This window comes from Candidatus Nitrospira nitrificans, assembly GCF_001458775.1.
Classification (GTDB): domain Bacteria; phylum Nitrospirota; class Nitrospiria; order Nitrospirales; family Nitrospiraceae; genus Nitrospira_D; species Nitrospira_D nitrificans.
On record NZ_CZPZ01000009.1, the window covers coordinates 1 to 17,077 of the forward strand.

The window sequence follows — 17,077 nt, forward strand, 5'->3', positions numbered from 1 at the left end:
AAGATCGGCTGGTTGGCGATGCTGGGGATCGGCGTGTTTTGGGTGCTGTACCAGCGGACGTTTGGGTACTCGCACGGCCTGGACTCCATGACGCCGGAGTTCGACTCGGTATGGATGGGGCTGTGGCGGTTCAACATCCTGGCGAACGCCGTGTTCTTTGCCGTGTCGATCGGCTGGATCTGGGTGACGCGGGACCGGAACCTGACGAACCTGGACCCGAAACTGGAGTTGAAGCGGTACTTTTACTGGATGGGGTGGTTGGTGTGCTACATCTGGGGCGTGTACTACGCGGGCAGCTACACGTTGGAGCAGGATGCGGCGTGGCACCAAGTGATCATCCGGGACACGAGCTTCACGGCGAGCCACATTGTGGCGTTCTACGGGACGTTCCCGTTGTACATCACGTGCGGTGTGTCGAGCTATCTGTATGCGCAGACGCGGTTGCCGCTGTACAGCCAAGCGACGTCGTTCCCGTTGGTGGCGGCGGTGGTGGGGCCGATGTTCATTCTGCCGAACGTGGGGTTGAACGAGTGGGGCCATGCGTTCTGGTTTGTGGATGAGCTGTTTGCGGCGCCGTTGCACTGGGGCTTCGTGACGTTGGGCTGGTGCGGGTTGTTCGGGGCGGCGGGCGGGGTCGCGGCGCAGATCGTGAGCCGGATGTCGAATCTGGCGGACGTGATCTGGAACAACGCGCCGAAGACGATTCTGGATCCGTTCCCCAGTCAGGTGGGCCCAGGTTCTAAATCTGTCTACTAGTCGATCGTACGAGTGGTGTGAGGATGTGGCCCGGAACTCCAACAGGGGTTCCGGGCCATATTTTTTCTGCCTTATGGCTGTGACTTCCGTACAACCTACTCATCTGTAGGTCCCCTTGCACCGGAATTTCTTCCCGCCTAAAATGTCAATTCAACGTGTCCGCTGTTTGACAGTGATTTGCAGAAACGTCGCTTCCCCAAAATAGTTCATGTGAGTCTCGTGACGGTGGAGGCTATGCTGCGAGAGAGTTTGACTCTTGATCTGTTGTGAGGTGCGCTACTGAGAATGCTTAGAAAGGAGGATTCTATGTTCGTTGAACGTACCTGTCCAACTTGCAACACTGATAAGGCGCAACGCATCCGGGACATTCTTGAACAATCGCCATCTGCAAAAGCGTTAACCGGCTTTCCAACGTCGTATCTCCCGCCAAAGGTCCCCTGGGCCTATCTTCAGGGATTTCTGCTTGGGGTTCCCGTGTATGTTGGCATCTTACTGACCATCGGGTCCCCTCAAGGTTCAGAAGCAGAGATGGCCGTAACAGAGATCGCCTCGTCTGCGGGCTTGTTGGGAGTATGGGTTGGGTATGGAAGGCTAAAAACAAAGACCTATACCGAGAAGCTGGCTGAATGGAAGGATACGATTGCGTCGAAGTTTCTGTGCCGGAAATGCAATCATGCGTTTGAAGGGTAGGCTTATCACGGGAGTCGTAGTCGGTATCTGGTTTATTTGTGATGGAGTCAGCTTCTCATCTGTCGAGACGAGATGGGTACCGATCGAGGAGGCATATCAAACACCCAGCCTTCACACGGTGTATGTTGATCCTGACTCTATAAGTCGAGATGGAAATGTCGTTGTGTTACGGCAATTGACGGACTATCTGTGGATGCAAGGGAATGCTGGGTTTGGACGATTCGGACCGGGGCCTCATCGTTTTTTTTCGACTGTGACCCGCAAAGAATTCCATTGTGCAGACAAACGTGTGCGATTGCTTGCCTTCACTGAATTTTCACATCACATGGGAACTGGTCGACCGGCAGACGGCTATGTGGACCAGAGTCAGTGGCTCCCTATCGAACCAACCAGCATTAATGAAGGTCTGTGGAAGATCGCCTGCAGCCAGCGCTAGCCGAGCGCCATATTTTTTTAGTTCGGTAAATTCAGGCAGGCCCGTCATGGCAAACCGAGATGGTAGCGGGTGTTTATTCGGGATGATACTGGTGTCTCCAATCGGAATGTAAACTTTTCAATGTTGCCGTTGGCCCGATTTGTGATCCCGTTTTCAGGAGAACTTCCGGCCCGCGCCGCGTAATGCCCTTGTAGAGCAGAGGTCTGGGCCGGAGATCCTTTAGCGTCTTGATCAGTGCGAGCCGTTTACCAGCGATCGCGCTTTCCACCGCCGCCACCACCGAATCCACCACCACCGCCGCCAGAACGCGGCTCCTGTGGTTTCGCTTCATTGACCGTTAAGGTGCGGCCACCCATCTCTGTGCCATTCAACGCTGTGATCGCGGCTTGCGCTTCAGCATCCGAGGACATCTCCACGAAGCCAAATCCACGCGACTGTCCCGTGAATTTATCCGAAATGATCTTTGCCGAGGCCACCGTGCCATGCGCCCCGAACGTTTCGGTCAATTGCTGCTCGGTCGCCGAATACGGCAACCCACCGACGTAAAGCTTTGAACCCATCTTGGGGTCCTCCTGTGATGATGACATTGTCCATGACGCGAGAGGATTTCGCAAAAAGGAAGACGCGACCTAAGGATGGTACGGCGTAATGGGACTGAGGCTAAACTTCCAATCACGGTCTCGGTAGGAACAACATCGGTAATAGGCCGTCTTGCGCGCGTTTCATGCGAGGCCTGACGCGATGAAACAGTCGTAGTCTATCAAGATGCCACAACAATAGAAAGTGTTCCTTACCCCATTGGGGGAATCACTAGCGGTCCGATTGATAAGGGCGAACATGCGGTCAAGAATCTCTAACTAAGGCCTCCGGTTGGCGGATTTCACTGTTGGGGACTGACCGCCGAAGCCAACCTACACTCTGAATGATACGACTCACCCGCATGCCCCAATAACCCTACTGCGCGGCTTAATTCACTTAATTCACATCGACCCGCCGCGCCTCATCCGGTGACATAAGCATCGACTTCAGTTCCTCGACAGTCGGCAACGGTGTCGTGTCTTGCTTCGTCAATTCAATTGTCGAGAGTTTTGACAGGTAGAGCATCGCCACTTCTGGCGGGACCACAGCCAAATAGAAATGTACATACCCAGTCGGTCCCCCTGTATACTGAATGTAGATTGTCTGGCCCGCCTGTACGATGATGTCCAGCCAACGGTTATCGATGTCCCCCAACCCCTGATACACTGTGAAGCGATGGCGACCCGGCAAAACCTCACGAGCAAAGGCTGTGTTTCCCCGTATCGCCCCAATGATTGTGTCATCCTGATAGACCGCAATGGTGTTTGGGTCCGCGAAGCGATTGGGCCAGAGAAAGACCACGGTGGCTGTCTCTGGGTGGTGCGGAATGACTACCGGCGATGGAGAAATTCGATACTCACGCGGCATCAGTAATCGAGCCCCACAGCCCTCTAGGACTGCCATTGTGATCAGCACACCTCCGATTGTTTGCCACCTCATAGTGTCAATGTCCCATGGGCTGGTCATACGGCGTCAGTCCCGATTTCATGTAGACGATTTTCTCCGCTGCCTTCCGTCGGGCTTCCAGCACGAGGATCGACTCCGGGCATACCGGACGCAGCGAGTCTTCCTGAATCGGCACCGCAAAGTAGGCATGCACTCGATCAGGCGAATGGTTATAGCCTGCCCCTGAGGTGCTATCCACGGCCATTCCAATCAATCCACCAAAGAGAAGGTTGCCCCAGATCATCCCGCTCGCTGTCGGCACGACCGTCAATTGGTAGGGATGATACCGGTCTTTCGCGACTTCAACGACATAGGTTTTTCCTCGTGGTAGGGATGCGACCACCGGCGTGGCTCCATACGAGTCACCGTTGATCTTGACGCACAACGCCTCCGGCTGACTCGTCACGGTCAGGTCTTGATTCGGCCCGTTGGCGACGGTCGCGCATCCCGTCGCCATCCAGCCTGCTACTACGATTCCAATTGCCAAAACACATCGTGGTCCGTTCATGCTGTCCTCCTGTGTTCCTGCTCGCAGTAGGATGCACTGGAACGGATTGCTTGGGTATTCCCCTATGGAGGGGCCGCTTTACTGGATAGTACTGTGCAGAGCGGGTTTTGTGATTCAGGAAACTGATTGGGTCGTTCCCCTCTCTCTATGTACATCCCCACGGCGGGTCTTCCTTCATGCCTCAAGAGGACCTGGAGAGGACAGGGAGTATGGGGAGGCGACCGAAGAGAAGAGTCACTGCCACCAACAAGCTGGGGTCGATCGTTAGCAGTCACCTCTCAGTGATCTGGTTTCACGCCTGGTACATGCAGCGGGCGACCTTTCCCTGTCCCAAAGATCCAGACCTACTGCGTCTCATCGTCCCTGCGCGGGTTTTCAAACCTGCCCAGACGAGACAGATTCTTCGGAAACTGTTGCCGAACCGGGTTCGAGTTGGCGCGAGATCAGAGACCGGGAGAAGGTCTATCGCTTCGAAGGAGAAGTGGCAGTGAATCGATTTTTCAACGGCTTAAGTCCACATTGAAAGGTCTGGTGTCCCCAACGGGTCCCGTCAGACAGGGGAGCAACTCCTGACCGTCCGCTAAGCTTCATAATCGAGCTTCTGGTGGAGGCGGCATGAACCACCGGCTCGAACTTGCCCCTCGTCATAGCCACATCACTCGGAAGGTCCGCATAGCGAACCAGAGGACGCTCGATATCTCCGTCCACGACGATCTCTCCCCGGCCGAAATCTTCTTTCGAGTGAAAGGTCCTGACTGTACCCCAGAGCTCATCGGTCTTTACGACGTGAGTGCCCGCCTGACGAGCGTGGCCTTGCAGTACGGTGCCATCATCCCCCGAAAAGCTCGGCGATCTCCTCACAGGCGCCAAATTTGCCCCATGCGGGTCTGTGTCAGGGCATGATCGGCTGAAACACTGCTCCAGCTTGCCGGATCTGATTGGCCGGCATCTGTTGGTCGAGTACTGCAGCAGTGAGGAGCTGGCTCATGTCACAAGAGCGATCGATGAGACTGTGCAGACGAAGGAACATCAGAATGTTGACGGCTAAGCGGGAGCGGTTCTGCCCGGAAATGATCAAGCCGAAGGCCACACAGATTAAAGCGTATAAGGCCGCGTTCAACGTCAAAGAAAATGAGTCGAGCCGCTATGGATGTCGAATCTTCGAAATTGATGAAGAACCCTGAGATTGCCCTAAGACTCAAAGAACTCATGACACCCGTGATCGCCGAAGTCCAACTCACCCGCGAGCAGTGGATCAAGGACGGGCTGAGCCGCGGACGCTCGAAAGCTGTTCGATAAGTTCGGGAATCCCATTCCGGTCGCTGAACTGGGAGACAACGAGATTAAGCTGCTCGAAAGGTTCAAGCACAAGACGGAATACTTGGGGGTGAAGAAAGCGGAAGGGGGGCGAACAAGCGGTTGAGAGTGGCTCGACCCAGCTTGAGGATGCCCAGATCCCGAAAGATCCGGAGACCGGTGAACCCTTCCCCGATCACCACACCCGCATGGCCGCAGCCGATCGCTTGATCGAGCTCTATGGGGAGTTAACAAAAACCAAGACGGACGTGAATCTTGGTGGATCTAGACTTGAAGAGATCGTGTTAGCTTCTTTGGAATTGGAACGAGAAGAGAATGAGGCCCGATGAGTCCTGACAACCCACGTGACATGGGCGCCCACCGATGAACCTCCTCGACACCAACCGAATCTGGTTTTGGCCGTCCGAGGTCGCCAAGATCGGCCACGTCTCGAAGCAGACAGTTTATCACTGGGTCCAAGAGGGCAAGATCACCACGATCCTCAAGATGCGGCCCTTCAAGATCCGACGGGAAGAGGTCGAACAGATACTCAATCGGGGATAGAACCCTATAAACCTCCACCAAAAGGTTTGGAGATCAGCAAGACCTTTTTTCGGGTTGATTCTACTTCTTAGCAGCCTTACGTTTGCGCTTTGGTCTGAGGGGTTCTACCACTGACCTTGCAAGCTTCATGGGGTCAGATGGATTCTTGGAGGGCAGCTTCTTTTCCTTTGGCACGGGCTTCATGGTGGCCTTTCGTTTTGGCTGTAACATGGCCTCATCATGCCACAGCTTTTGGCCTTTCGCCAACCTTTCAGGGTTCAAACTTACCAGTACCCCAGCATTCATCGGAGGCAACAGAGGCAGCGTGAAAGGTCAGGTTTATCCTCTCAAAGGCTTCCTGCTAATAGTATCCAGGATGGCTACGGCTATAAGGATCGCGTTGCGAAGCCGGCGGAGGTTCGTCGTCCCGATGTTGTTGGCCCGGCTGCGGCGATCCCATATTGACGTTGTCGTAGCCAGGCGCCGGTCGTGGTCGACTCGAATATGAATCATCGGCGCAGCCGGCCACCATGGCACCTATCAGAAGGGCAAAGGGCAGAGCGCATAGAATACGAATCATACGAAACCTCCTTCGTGAATCAGAATTATTCTGATGCATTTCGCATCCAATCAGTCTGCTGTACGTGCACGATACCGCTACCTGACAATCCTTCTCCAACCTGCGAAGAGTCAAGGGATCATTTGAATTCTGGATCGTTTTCCTGGCTTCCGCCACTCCCATGGCGGTATAGGCCGCGGATCAATCCATAGCCCTCGTTTGGCTTCTCGTGCCTCTGCCTCGAACCCTTCAAGAACCATGTCATCCGGGGCGTACGTTCGGTACCACCAGCACCACCCGTCTTTGACCAGTTTCTGGTTCACATTCGTGGCGTCCGCGAGGACGATATCGGCCACCACCCGCTTATAACGATCCGTGTCGTGACGCTGAATCGTCACCGTTCGACCAAATAATACTAAGGCAGACAAAGCCCACTTCGCGACCGTCCAGAACGGCTGGCCTTTCTCGGGGCAATCGATGCCGTGGAGACGAATCCTTTGGGCTTTCCGGTCATGCACGACTTCAATAGTGTCACCATCCAGGACAGAGATGACGGATACATTTAGCTCAGCAGCTAGGAGCTCGCGGTCTGAATGCAGCAGCCAGAGACACAGTATGAGTAGTCGGAATATAAGATAGGTTGGCAAGAGAGAGAAGAGGTGATCGCAAGACGACTCTTAGGAGTTGTCCCCGCCAGCACCAATCAGGCTTCGCTGTTTCTTCCCACGTGATCGAGACTTGCATGGACAAAGTATGGTCGGTGGCCTCCTCAGTGCCATATAGCAACCGTCATTGGCTCATGCGCCCCTGGAGTCTCAAGGCTTAGGGGGTTTTGTTTGATCGCTGGAGTGTCGACAGGTGGTACATTGGTTTGTCAGAACAGTTGAGTATTATCAAATGGCGTTGATCCACATGCATATACTTTCTAGATTATTCATGGGGTGCATGATGATCATGACGCTGTTTTCCACGACGAGCTGCGCTCAACCGCCCCCAATAGACAAAAAATACTATTCCTCGCGTCTTTATGACCTGCCGTATGAACGGGTGTTCAATGCCGTGCATGCTCGTGTGGCTGAGTACCCAATGGGCATGGCGGAAGCTAATGAGACCGATGGGATCGTCAAGAGCCGCATCGGCAGCACGACGCCGGGCAGCAGCGCGACCGTAGGCTACCAAATTACCGTGGTTATATTGCAGGCAGGGAAACGAAGGCGAGTGACCCCAGACTGGCACATGAACGTCTCATCGGAACGCTCTCAGCCTCATCTGGTTCCAATCAGTATCGACGAACGGCCTCGGCTCTATGTAGAATTCTTCGAGGAACTTGACAAGTATTTCAAGAACTAACCCAATTCATAGAACCCGTTACTACCTTGAAATGGACACTCCTCACGTTGCCCATAATCGCGTTGCAGGTATGTGTCAAAACTCACAAGATAATCGCGCAATAAACTCTTCGCGGGTCTAGGCCGGCCGCCCGAACCGTCGCATCCCGACGGCATTCGTTCATCGGCGCGGGCACCTCATACGGGCTTCACGCCAGAGATCACGCCTGCTCCGCTGCAGGAACGTTACGAAAGAATTCTCTCTTCGACGGTAATGTCCCGGTACCTCGACACCCGAATGCGCTTGCCGGGATTCTGAAGGATCTTCTTGATCGCTTTCGCGTCTATGAATTGCCACAACTCCTCACGAGACATCTGATCGGCGAAGAACTCCTCGTGCATACCCAGGAGCCATGACAGGTTGTGGTCGCCATTGTGAAAGGTAAAGGTGGGTCTGATCTTCTGATCGAACGTCACGTGTCTGAATTGCGTTTCAAGACATGCTTGTATGATCTGAAGTTTCATTGAATCAATTCCCCCTGTACGACTGGTCATACATATCTCCTTCATGTCAATACGCCATCTGTGAGGCTGGCACGGGCAGAACCGGTTTGCGGCCTCCACCACCAGCGTTGAGGTCTCCGCTAGTGCTGCAACTCGTATTGAACCGCGTTGAGTAGTGCGTGGAGATCAAGCGGTTTCGGAAAGGTCTGCCGAGCCCCGAGGAGCTTCGCTTGGTGAAGGTCTTCGGCGGCACACCCGCTCATGGCGATGACCTTCACATCCAGGAACGCACGGGTCAATGCCAAGATCACGTCCAAGCCCGTCATCTCCGGCATCTCCAGATCCGTAATGACGAGATCCACCGGTTGCTCACGGAACCGTTCGAGTCCCTGTCGGCCCGTCGCAGCCTCGCAGACCTGATAGCCGGCATCGTGCAGCACCTGAGCCAGGAGCGTGCGCACCGGCGTGTGATCCTCGATAATCAGAATGGTGGCTGCCATAATCGTGGTGTCCCTTTCTCCCTGTGACGGTCCCCACTCAGGGAACCAGCCAGCTCATTAGGCTGCCAGCGGTTCAAGGGACTCCGATTCCCTGGATAACGCGACGGTCTCCGGAACCGTCACAGCCGAGGGGTTGCCCATGATCGGCGTGGCGTGTCGCTGACGATGGTGGCGCATGACGGCGTCATCCCGATGGCCACAGTTAAAACAGCGCAAGGCACGATGCCACATCTCGCCATAGCCCCCTTCGAGATCAATCATGTGCTCTTCCAGCATCAATCCCTGACAGCGTGTACAGCTCATCGCAGCCCTCCTTTGGTGTTCACCTCGTGTGTGAAGTAACCGTATCAGGGATGGCGATTTGAGCTAGATCTGAAGGAAGTACTTCGAAAGAGGGGAGCAAGCGATGGGTCGCTTATTCATTGGTGCGCCTACGCCTATTGGTTCGAGAGTCTCAGATCCCCATTATGAGCACGGTGAGAGACTCGTAACGAGGGAATCCATCGCAGGCACCTACTGAAGAGTGGGCACTTCACCTACTTTGGAATATAGCCATCGGAGTCAGACGCGGTATCCTGTCTCTAGCAAGACCATGGCTGGCATAGGGAGGGATCTGCGAATGATGAACCGCGAAGAATTTACACAATTCCTGAACGAGCTCCGGGCCGAATACGATCTTCCACCGAGGTTCAAGAAGGGCTCACTGATGTCCCCGAGCGAGGAAACGGATCACTATGAAGACGTTCTGACCGAAGAAGAGTGCTCCCGTCTACAGCCACAAGACGATGCACGTAGCTAGAACGCGAAGAGGGCGGAGGGCGCAATCCTGACACAGGACGATAGGGAAACCTTTGCCATGGTTTTGTATTCATCCCCTGTTTTAAGAATTGTGGAAAGCTGAAAGACACCGTAATGCCAGACTATAAGCATCGTACAATCAAGTTGGCGCCTAAGAAGCAGGGTGATGAGACGTGGGGTTGCGCGTATCGCATTATTGAAACCAGCTCCTCCGGCTGGAGGTTTCACAAAGGGTATTCGTACGGCAGTTTTGGATCTCGCCAAGAGGCAGCAACGGCAGCTCTTGTGGAAGCGAAACGGATCGTGGACGCCCTCGAACCTCTTACACATCGTCCCTGGCCAAAACCCAGCGCGGTTCTTCGTAATTATGAGAATAGGATCAGAAGGTTTCTTGCTTGGTCATGAAGAGAGCCCCCGTCCCCAGCATCCGTCCATACCGGTCTTTGCCAGGCCCCGCGCTTCTTCAGTCATCAGCTTCTCGTACCCCGCCTTTTCGGAGTGTCAGCCAAAGCACGAGATACCCGGCCATGGCCGAGAGGAGGGATCCAAGCAGAATCCCAATGCGCACATCGAACAGCGCTGGCCGCTGGAGTTCCTCAAAGGCGAGCCCGCCGATGAACAGACTCATGGTGAAGCCGACTCCGCACAGGATAGCGACCCCATAGAGCTGGAGCGTGGTGACTCCACGCGGCAGACGGGCGATCCCGAGCCATACTCCAGCCATGCAGAATAGGAAGACTCCGAGTTGCTTGCCGAGGAACAGCCCCAGCGTAATGCCAAGGGACACCGGGTGGGTCAGACTATGGAGGGAGACCTCGGCCAAGGGAACCCCGGCATTGAAGAAGGCAAAGAGCGGTAAGGTCACAAAGGCCACCGCCGTGTGCAGTTCATTTTCTAGGAAGCGGAGCGGAGAATGATTCCGGTTCGTCGCATCGGTGAGGGGAATAAACATCGCCAGCAGGACGCCCGCAAGCGTCGCATGTACGCCAGACTTCAGCACCGCGATCCACATCACGAGGCCCACCAAGGCATAGAGAGGAATGGCCGTGAGACCGCTATAGTTGATGAGCAGGAGGACCACCAAGCAGCCTCCGGCAGTCCACACCATGACAGGGGAGAGACTAGAGCTATAAAAGATCGCCACGATTACAATGGCGCCGATATCATCAAAGATGGCAAGCGATACTAAAAACACCTTGAGAGAAAGTGGGACTCGTGGACCGAGCAGTGAGAGAATGCCCAACGAAAAGGCTGTATCGGTTGCCATGGGAATCGCCCAGCCCTGCATGTCTCCTGGCTGATCATAATTGACCCACCAGTAGAGCCCAGCAGGTATCACCATTCCGCCGAGCGCGCCAAGAGCCGGAAGCCCTATATTGGCCGCATCGGACAATTCGCCTTCCATGATCTCCCGTTTCAGCTCCATGCCGACCAGAAAGAAAAATAGCACCATGAGACCATCATTGATCCAGAGCAGGAGAGGTTTATGAATCTGGAGGCTCCCAAACTGCACTCCCATGGGAATTTGGAGCAGGCTCTCATACAGATGCTTCAGATCGGTATTGGCGCACACCATGGCGAGTCCTGCTGCCACGATCAGCAGTATGCCAGCGGCGGATTCCAGTTTGAGGAATGTGCGGATAGTGCTCAACATGTAGTGGCCCATGCACCGTCGTCTACCGTGTCTGGAGTTTTGAAGAGTGGAGGATGGTCGCGGGACGAAAATGCTCTAGTAAGAGTGCCGGGCAGCGTGTCCGCTATGTGCTTCTTTCACATGAGGGACAGTCGCTCATTAGGCTTTCAGGAGGAACTCCAGCGTGTTGTACCCCGGCGCCTCAGGTGGCAATCATACTCGGTGAGGGCACCAGTTTACTAGGCTCTCATTTTATCATTACTTGTCGTTGCCAATGAGGGAAACAACGCCATGCATCTCACTGACCCGGCGGTGTATATCCCGTATTCATCATCGCCCACACAATAATAGCCAGGGCGAACGCGCCCAGAATAACGTAGGTGATGATGTCTGCTGGTCCAGGCATGGTCTCACCTCCTTGCGGCGGCAGTGATGCCAAAAAGAAAGCCCCGCCCTTTTCCAAGGACGGAGCTTAGGAGAACAGCGCAATTTTTATATTTCGTTCCTGATAGCGTTTCCGCCACCCCGTTCAAAATATTTCCACTGCTCTGTCCTGTTTGCAGGTTATCGCGTTATAGGTTGAGCCGGTACTAGCAAAACCCCCTGAACGAAGCTTTGGCTGTGATGTGTTCCCAAGACCATCAACAAGAATCAGCCGCCAAAGCTGTTTCCCACTTTGGCGCGCTTGTCTCGGTACTTCTTCAGTAAATCCTTCGCGGCTTCTTCGATTTTGTCGTTTAGTCGAGGTCAGGAGTCTGCGGATCCGGTAACATTTTAGGGCTTCTTCCAGTGGCGCCTTCAGACCTAGACGTTATCGTAAAAATGGAATCCCGCAGGGAAACATTTCGAAACAGTAGCGGAAACGTTATTTCAATCCGAATGTACAAACTGCGCTGTTCTAGAAAGCTCCGTTCTTGGAAGAGCACGGAGCTTTCTTTTTGCTGCTGCTCCATTCTGCCTTTTTCAAAGCAGGGCACGTAAGAGGTGGATGCTGAGGATATCCAAGCCTACCGATCCTATAACTGACGCGAGGACATAGGCCATGGCCATACTCCAATCACCTCCAATACACATGGAGGCGGTCTTAAGTGAAAAGGCCGAAAAGGTGGTGAAGATCGTGCAATAAATAGGAAGACTTTGCTGGACAATTGCGCCGGAGCCAGACCACCAGTTGTTACCTGGTGGTCTGGCACCCCTGATGGTTGCAGCCGCAGGCTTTTCCCTCGGTGCGGGAGCTGCGGCATGCGTCGGAGCAGAATTCTTTTCCCGCTTCAGCGGAACAGGTACACGGAGGATGGGCGCATTTCTTCTCCGCCATGATTCCTCCTGGAGTTAAGTTGCTGTGAACACGCGTTCGTACCGTGCACACGTTCTTTCTCCTTCAATCCTTTATCGAATCGGACCGCCTCAATTATCCCGCTGCAAGGTCGTCGTATGGCCCTGATCGGTCACATAGGCTTTGACCATGTCGCCCACCACCACCTTATCCAGCTTGGTGCTCTTATCGACATGGATCCTATACTGTTTCCCGTCGTTATCTTTTATGGAGTAGAACTCTCCCTCGATATTCATCAATGTCCCTTTGATCGTATCTTTAGTCAGGCGTTCTTTGATGGTGGGACTCGCTTCTTTCTCCGCCATGGTATCGGCTGCGTAGGTTACACCGATTCCACCGCCTAATAGTCCAGCTATAAACATCGAGATCAATCCTGTTTTCATCATGGCCTCCTTATTTTCTGTGATCTTCGCATGGAACCCCGAATCGTGAACCGGGGGAAAACCCTGGAGAGGTTCGGGCATGCCTATTCGTGCGGAGTCGGAGGCTCACGTCGGATGAAGTAAAAACTGAGGAACTCTTCTAGCCTGTAGAGCCTGCCGGGTCATGCGTGGGAAAGCTGCAACAAGACAGAGTTTACATTCTTGGGGGATGGAACCCTGCTAGGCCGTACATGCCGGAAGGAAGATGAAGATGGTGCGGTTTCGTTCGATGTTTTGTGAGGATGGGACTCTAAAAGCATGGGCCGTTTGAGCCCTCTGCAACAACAGGTACCGTTTATTAAACGTGTCCCTACGAACGGTCGAACGATGACGGTGATTGGCAAATGAGAACCATCTTTTGGTCCGAGATCAGAAAATCCGTCTACTGAGGACCGATGCAGATGATATCAGCAAAGTCGGCCGCATCCGCACTTGTGACGTGCCGCCCAGTGGCATTTTAAAAGTATGTTAGGCTGATTTGCTTGTGATTGTGTTCCCAGGGTTCTCCATGGTTGCATGGAGTATGATGTTCCAGCATGATATGCCATGACCGTGGCGTGGCACGAGAATGCCGTATTGTATGCCGTGGATATTGCCGCGTTTCAGGACTCCAACGGGATGGCATTGGAGACTTCCGTGGGTTGACCAATCGACTTCCTTACCTGGCCGATCTCGGCATCACGTGTCTCTGGCTCTTGCCATTTTTCCCATCGCCTGGGAAAGACAACGGTTACGACGTCTCTAACTATTATGAGGTTCATGCCGACGTCGGCAGTCTGAACGACTTCATGGAATGCGTGCACCGTGCCGGAGAGTTGGGGATCCGCATTCTCCTTGATCTGGTCATCGACCATACCTCGGATCAACACCCGTGGTTCCAGGCGGCGCGGCGGGATCGGCAGTCACGCTACCGCTCGTATTATTTTTGGGCCGATGCCCCCTCTCCGCCCGAGCCGGGCCATGGCCCGATCTTTCCAGACCAAGAAATGACCGTCTGGACGTATGACGAGGTGGCGGGACAGTACTACTATCATCGGTTCTATCGATTCGAACCCGACTTGAACGCCTTTAATCCAGAGGTTCGACAAGAATTCCTGCGTATCATGGACTTTTGGCTGTCTTTGGGCGTGGCAGGGTTCCGTATCGATGCCGCCTCGCATCTGATTGAAGCGGGTCCTCACCAGGTCGGACCGGGAAAGGAGGACCATGACATTCTGAAGGAGCTCCGCACGTATGCGGACCGCCGTCGTCAGGGGACTGTGTTAGTGGGAGAAGCCGACGTCGAGCCGGATCAGCTGACGACTTACTTCGGCACCGGCGATGAATTGCACATGCTGTATAATTTTTATCTCGATAATTACCTCTTTCTGGCGCTCGCCGAAGAACGGGCCGAACCGTTGACGCATGCATTACAAAGACTCCCTTTACTCCCCGAGCCCTGCCGATGGATCAACTTCTTGCGTAACCTCGATGAGCTGGACCTCGAACGGTTAACGGAGCGGGAGCGGGAAGTGGTCTATGAGGCTTTTGCGCCCGACGAGGACATGAGAATTTTTGGGCGGGGTATTCGCCGGCGGCTGGCTCCGATGGTGCACGACCGGCGCAAGCGTGAAATGGCGATGAGTCTTCTCTTCACCTTGCCCGGCATTCCGCTCGTCGTGTATGGAGACGAGATCGGCATGGGCGAAGACTTGTCGCTTCCTGGCCGTAGCGCAGTCCGGACGGCGATGCAATGGGCACCGACGCCGAACGGGGGATTCTCCGATGCCGCACGGGAGCGTCTCCGCCGTCCGCTCATCGACGGAGGCGCCTTCGGCTACGACCAGGTCAATGTGAGCGATCAACAGACTGATCCCGCATCATGTCTCAATTGGATGAAACGGCTCATCGCAGCCCGGAGGGCCTATCCGACGTGGGGATCGGGCATCTATCGTAACGCAGAGGGGGGAGGATCGGCCGTCCTCGTCCATGAATGTATCGGTCGCGGTGACCGCCTTCTTGCGCTCCATAATTTGACCGGTAAAGATCAGCCTCTCTCCTTACCTTCGTCACAGATCGATCAACGCGTGGCGATTTTCTCGAGCACCGGTCACGAGCACTCTGACTCGCCATCGCTGGTATTGGAGCCGTATGGATACCGCTGGTATCGCGTGGCCCTCTGATTCTCCTGCGTCGGACCCCGGCTCGACGATGCCAACCCGCTGGTGGCAGCGGGGTGTCATTTATCAGATTTATCCCCGCTCGCTTGCCGATAGCAATGGCGATGGCATCGGCGATTTGCGAGGAATCATCGGCAAGGTGGACTATCTCTCGTGGTTGGGCGTGGATGCGGTGTGGCTGTCTCCCATTTACCCGTCTCCGATGGTCGACTTTGGCTACGATGTCGCGGACTACACCGAGATCGACCCTCTCTTCGGCACGTGGCGTGATTTCGACGATCTCCTGGACACACTGCACCGGTACGGGATCAAACTGATTCTTGATTTTGTGCCCAACCATACCTCAGATCGACATCCGTGGTTCCTGGAATCACGTGCTTCGCGGTCCAATGTCAAACGGGACTGGTACATCTGGCAGGATTCGGCCTCGGACGGAGGACCACCAAATAATTGGATGAGTGTGTTTGGTGGCAGCGCCTGGGAGTGGGATCCGCCCACGGGCCAGTACTATTACCATGCCTATCTGAAGCAGCAGCCGGACGTGAATTGGCGTAACCCGGAGCTCCGAGAAGCGATGCACCAGGCCATGCGGTTCTGGTTGAATCGTGGCGTGGACGGGTTTCGCATGGATGTGATCTGGCACTTGGTGAAGGACGAGCAGCTCCGCAGCAATCCACCAAACCCTGACTATCACCCAGGGCTGTGGCCCTCTCGCCGCTTCCTGTCGACCTATACGACTGACCGGCCCGAGGTCCATGACATCATCGCGGGAATGCGGCGTGTCGTCGATGCCCATGACGATCGTCTGTTGATCGGTGAAATTTACCTTCCCATCGAGCGTCTCGTCACGTATTACGGGACAGGTGGAACCGGTCTTCACCTGCCGTTCAACTTCCAGCTTGTGGAATTGCCTTGGCGGGCCGATGAGATTGAAAAGGCAGTGGATACCTACGAGGCAGCCCTCCCCAAAGAGGGATGGCCGAATTGGGTATTAGGCAACCACGACAAATCGCGGATCGCCACGCGGATTGGTCAGGAGCAGGCCAGGATTGCGGCGGTGTTGCTGCTCACCCTCCGCGGCACACCAATCCTTTATTATGGCGATGAAATCGGTATGACCAACGTCCCGATTCCTAGGGACCGTGTTCACGATCCATGGGAACACACCATGCCCGGGTTCGGCGTGGGTCGGGATCCTGTGCGCACTCCCATGCAGTGGGATGCATCACCCCACGCAGGCTTCACCACCGGAACGCCGTGGCTCCCGATTTCGGAGGATTTTGAAAGCACGAATGTGGCCGCGCAGCGCGAGACCCCTGCGTCACTCCTACGGCTGTACCATCGTCTAATCCATCTCCGGCGCCATGAGCCGGTCCTCGTGTTGGGAGACTACCACCGACTTTCATCTCCCCCTGAGATCATGCTGTTTTTTCGCCGTCTAGGCGACCGCCGGTGTTTGGTGGCATTGAATTTTACGGCGCATCGCCAGATCATCTCCGGTCTTCCTCACGAGCTTGTGTTTAGGCGCGTGACTCTGTCGACTCAGCCTGAGAGGGAAGGAAAGGTTGTGGGTTCGCCCGCCTATCTTGAACCCAACGAAGGCCTGATTTCGATCTACACGATTTGATCGAAGTCCCCCCTTCAAGATACTCACGACCAGTGCCACAAGAGGGAATAGTCCCGCTGTGCCCATGATTCGCAAGGCACTGGCGCACCCTACTGCCTCACTGAGAAAGGCGAGAAACGGATAGAGGGTCTAATCAGCGTGGGGCGTCAGTCCGACGAGAGAGAATTTCAAGCCGGACACAAAGCTGATCCAGAGGCTAAAACCGCTCCTGCGGGACAGGGCTTTCCATCGTATAGATGAACGTCTGAGAGGCATACGTTACAAGCTACGGATTTCCTAGCATGAACGGCCATCATACCGAAGAGGGATCCGAGGGAGGAGTTTGTCGTACGCAGGCTGCCAAGAGCCTTGCTTATCACTATAGAGGTGTACGATGACTGACTGGTTATTGCACAGAACGTCTGAGTCTCCACAAAACCTTACGGGTTGCCTATCCTTAAGCTCTTGAAATTTGAGCC

Annotated in this window: 19 protein-coding genes; 9 read left to right on the top strand and 10 right to left on the bottom strand. The window is 54.7% G+C overall.

Annotation, left to right across the window (positions count from 1 at the left end; translation table 11 throughout):
• From amoC to COMA2_RS21275, 3 genes are all read left to right on the top strand, one after another.
• A partial coding sequence (gene amoC / locus COMA2_RS06560; RefSeq protein ID WP_139077135.1) for a bacterial ammonia monooxygenase, subunit AmoC occupies positions 1-756 on the top strand: 756 nt, incomplete at its 5' end.
• A 306-nt stretch (positions 757-1,062) separates the two neighbouring features.
• Positions 1,063-1,446, top strand: coding sequence for a hypothetical protein (locus COMA2_RS06565; RefSeq protein WP_090895742.1), 384 nt, complete (start codon positions 1,063-1,065; stop codon positions 1,444-1,446).
• A complete protein-coding gene (locus tag COMA2_RS21275) occupies positions 1,430-1,882 on the top strand; it encodes a surface-adhesin E family protein (RefSeq protein ID WP_407919008.1) in 453 nt (150 codons plus the stop codon). Before COMA2_RS06565 ends, COMA2_RS21275 begins: the two co-directional genes overlap by 17 nt.
• A gap of 245 nt (positions 1,883-2,127) precedes the next feature.
• On the opposite strand, the gene COMA2_RS06575 is transcribed toward COMA2_RS21275, so the two are convergent.
• From COMA2_RS06575 to COMA2_RS06585, 3 genes are all read right to left on the bottom strand, one after another.
• On the bottom strand, positions 2,128-2,442 hold the full coding sequence (locus COMA2_RS06575; RefSeq protein ID WP_090895745.1) for an RNA recognition motif domain-containing protein: 315 nt from the start codon (positions 2,440-2,442) through the stop codon (positions 2,128-2,130).
• A gap of 415 nt (positions 2,443-2,857) precedes the next feature.
• Positions 2,858-3,364, bottom strand: a complete 507-nt coding sequence (locus tag COMA2_RS06580; protein ID WP_139077138.1) for a hypothetical protein — start codon at positions 3,362-3,364, stop codon at positions 2,858-2,860.
• A 40-nt stretch (positions 3,365-3,404) separates the two neighbouring features.
• Entirely contained in the window at positions 3,405-3,914 is a 510-nt protein-coding gene (locus tag COMA2_RS06585; RefSeq protein ID WP_090895749.1) for a PEGA domain-containing protein, read from the bottom strand.
• A 1,034-nt stretch (positions 3,915-4,948) separates the two neighbouring features.
• Here COMA2_RS06585 and COMA2_RS20090 point away from each other — a divergent pair.
• From COMA2_RS20090 to COMA2_RS06600, 3 genes are all read left to right on the top strand, one after another.
• Complete coding sequence (locus COMA2_RS20090) at positions 4,949-5,098, top strand: hypothetical protein (RefSeq protein ID WP_175304432.1); 150 nt, start codon at positions 4,949-4,951, stop codon at positions 5,096-5,098.
• Entirely contained in the window at positions 5,061-5,213 is a 153-nt protein-coding gene (locus COMA2_RS20095; RefSeq protein WP_175304433.1) for a hypothetical protein, read from the top strand. Before COMA2_RS20090 ends, COMA2_RS20095 begins: the two co-directional genes overlap by 38 nt.
• A gap of 381 nt (positions 5,214-5,594) precedes the next feature.
• Positions 5,595-5,774 (top strand): helix-turn-helix domain-containing protein, encoded by a 180-nt coding sequence (locus COMA2_RS06600; protein ID WP_090895754.1) that lies wholly within the window; start codon positions 5,595-5,597, stop codon positions 5,772-5,774.
• A 340-nt stretch (positions 5,775-6,114) separates the two neighbouring features.
• Here the strand turns inward: COMA2_RS06600 and COMA2_RS06610 are convergent, their stop codons facing one another.
• Both COMA2_RS06610 and COMA2_RS06615 read right to left on the bottom strand, forming a co-directional pair.
• The gene (locus COMA2_RS06610) at positions 6,115-6,333 is read right to left on the bottom strand and encodes a hypothetical protein (protein ID WP_090895757.1); all 219 of its coding nucleotides are present in this window, start codon (positions 6,331-6,333) and stop codon (positions 6,115-6,117) included.
• 110 nt (positions 6,334-6,443) lie between these two features.
• Positions 6,444-6,830 carry a thermonuclease family protein gene (locus tag COMA2_RS06615; RefSeq protein WP_175304434.1) on the bottom strand — a complete coding sequence of 129 codons (387 nt, stop codon included), beginning with the start codon at positions 6,828-6,830 and terminating at the stop codon, positions 6,444-6,446.
• A 427-nt stretch (positions 6,831-7,257) separates the two neighbouring features.
• Here COMA2_RS06615 and COMA2_RS06620 point away from each other — a divergent pair, with 427 nt between their 5' ends.
• Positions 7,258-7,662, top strand: a complete 405-nt coding sequence (locus COMA2_RS06620; RefSeq protein WP_139077140.1) for a hypothetical protein — start codon at positions 7,258-7,260, stop codon at positions 7,660-7,662.
• Positions 7,663-7,886: 224 nt separating this feature from the next.
• Here the strand turns inward: COMA2_RS06620 and COMA2_RS06625 are convergent, their stop codons facing one another.
• The 5 genes from COMA2_RS06625 to COMA2_RS06655 all read right to left on the bottom strand — a co-directional run bounded on the left by COMA2_RS06625 (position 7,887) and on the right by COMA2_RS06655 (position 12,797).
• Complete coding sequence (locus COMA2_RS06625; RefSeq protein ID WP_090895763.1) at positions 7,887-8,195, bottom strand: hypothetical protein; 309 nt, start codon at positions 8,193-8,195, stop codon at positions 7,887-7,889.
• A gap of 89 nt (positions 8,196-8,284) precedes the next feature.
• Positions 8,285-8,644, bottom strand: a complete 360-nt coding sequence (locus COMA2_RS06630; protein WP_090895765.1) for a response regulator — start codon at positions 8,642-8,644, stop codon at positions 8,285-8,287.
• A gap of 57 nt (positions 8,645-8,701) precedes the next feature.
• Complete coding sequence (locus COMA2_RS06635; protein WP_090895767.1) at positions 8,702-8,947, bottom strand: hypothetical protein; 246 nt, start codon at positions 8,945-8,947, stop codon at positions 8,702-8,704.
• A 958-nt stretch (positions 8,948-9,905) separates the two neighbouring features.
• Complete coding sequence (gene nhaA, locus COMA2_RS06645) at positions 9,906-11,096, bottom strand: Na+/H+ antiporter NhaA (protein ID WP_090895912.1); 1,191 nt, start codon at positions 11,094-11,096, stop codon at positions 9,906-9,908.
• 1,386 nt (positions 11,097-12,482) lie between these two features.
• Positions 12,483-12,797: a hypothetical protein gene (locus COMA2_RS06655; protein WP_139077142.1), complete on the bottom strand. Its 315-nt coding sequence runs from the start codon at positions 12,795-12,797 to the stop codon at positions 12,483-12,485.
• A gap of 677 nt (positions 12,798-13,474) precedes the next feature.
• Between COMA2_RS06655 and COMA2_RS06660 the strand changes: the two genes are divergently transcribed.
• Both COMA2_RS06660 and COMA2_RS06665 read left to right on the top strand, forming a co-directional pair.
• Positions 13,475-14,995, top strand: coding sequence for an alpha-amylase family protein (locus COMA2_RS06660; RefSeq protein ID WP_217490654.1), 1,521 nt, complete (start codon positions 13,475-13,477; stop codon positions 14,993-14,995).
• Between the two features lie 28 nt (positions 14,996-15,023).
• Positions 15,024-16,619, top strand: a complete 1,596-nt coding sequence (locus COMA2_RS06665; protein ID WP_090895913.1) for an alpha-amylase family glycosyl hydrolase — start codon at positions 15,024-15,026, stop codon at positions 16,617-16,619.
• Positions 16,620-17,077: the final 458 nt, after the last annotated feature.

Coding starts and splice junctions, on each gene's coding strand:
- COMA2_RS06565 (WP_090895742.1), top strand. CDS start 1,063: ATGTTCGTTGAACGTACCTGTCCAACTTGCAACACTGATAAGGCGCAA.
- COMA2_RS21275 (WP_407919008.1), top strand. CDS start 1,430: ATGCGTTTGAAGGGTAGGCTTATCACGGGAGTCGTAGTCGGTATCTGG.
- COMA2_RS06575 (WP_090895745.1), bottom strand. CDS start 2,442: ATGGGTTCAAAGCTTTACGTCGGTGGGTTGCCGTATTCGGCGACCGAG.
- COMA2_RS06580 (WP_139077138.1), bottom strand. CDS start 3,364: ATGGCAGTCCTAGAGGGCTGTGGGGCTCGATTACTGATGCCGCGTGAG.
- COMA2_RS06585 (WP_090895749.1), bottom strand. CDS start 3,914: ATGAACGGACCACGATGTGTTTTGGCAATTGGAATCGTAGTAGCAGGC.
- COMA2_RS20090 (WP_175304432.1), top strand. CDS start 4,949: ATGTTGACGGCTAAGCGGGAGCGGTTCTGCCCGGAAATGATCAAGCCG.
- COMA2_RS20095 (WP_175304433.1), top strand. CDS start 5,061: ATGGATGTCGAATCTTCGAAATTGATGAAGAACCCTGAGATTGCCCTA.
- COMA2_RS06600 (WP_090895754.1), top strand. CDS start 5,595: ATGAACCTCCTCGACACCAACCGAATCTGGTTTTGGCCGTCCGAGGTC.
- COMA2_RS06610 (WP_090895757.1), bottom strand. CDS start 6,333: ATGATTCGTATTCTATGCGCTCTGCCCTTTGCCCTTCTGATAGGTGCC.
- COMA2_RS06620 (WP_139077140.1), top strand. CDS start 7,258: ATGATGATCATGACGCTGTTTTCCACGACGAGCTGCGCTCAACCGCCC.
- COMA2_RS06625 (WP_090895763.1), bottom strand. CDS start 8,195: ATGACCAGTCGTACAGGGGGAATTGATTCAATGAAACTTCAGATCATA.
- COMA2_RS06630 (WP_090895765.1), bottom strand. CDS start 8,644: ATGGCAGCCACCATTCTGATTATCGAGGATCACACGCCGGTGCGCACG.
- COMA2_RS06635 (WP_090895767.1), bottom strand. CDS start 8,947: ATGAGCTGTACACGCTGTCAGGGATTGATGCTGGAAGAGCACATGATT.
- nhaA (WP_090895912.1), bottom strand. CDS start 11,096: ATGTTGAGCACTATCCGCACATTCCTCAAACTGGAATCCGCCGCTGGC.
- COMA2_RS06655 (WP_139077142.1), bottom strand. CDS start 12,797: ATGATGAAAACAGGATTGATCTCGATGTTTATAGCTGGACTATTAGGC.
- COMA2_RS06665 (WP_090895913.1), top strand. CDS start 15,024: ATGCCAACCCGCTGGTGGCAGCGGGGTGTCATTTATCAGATTTATCCC.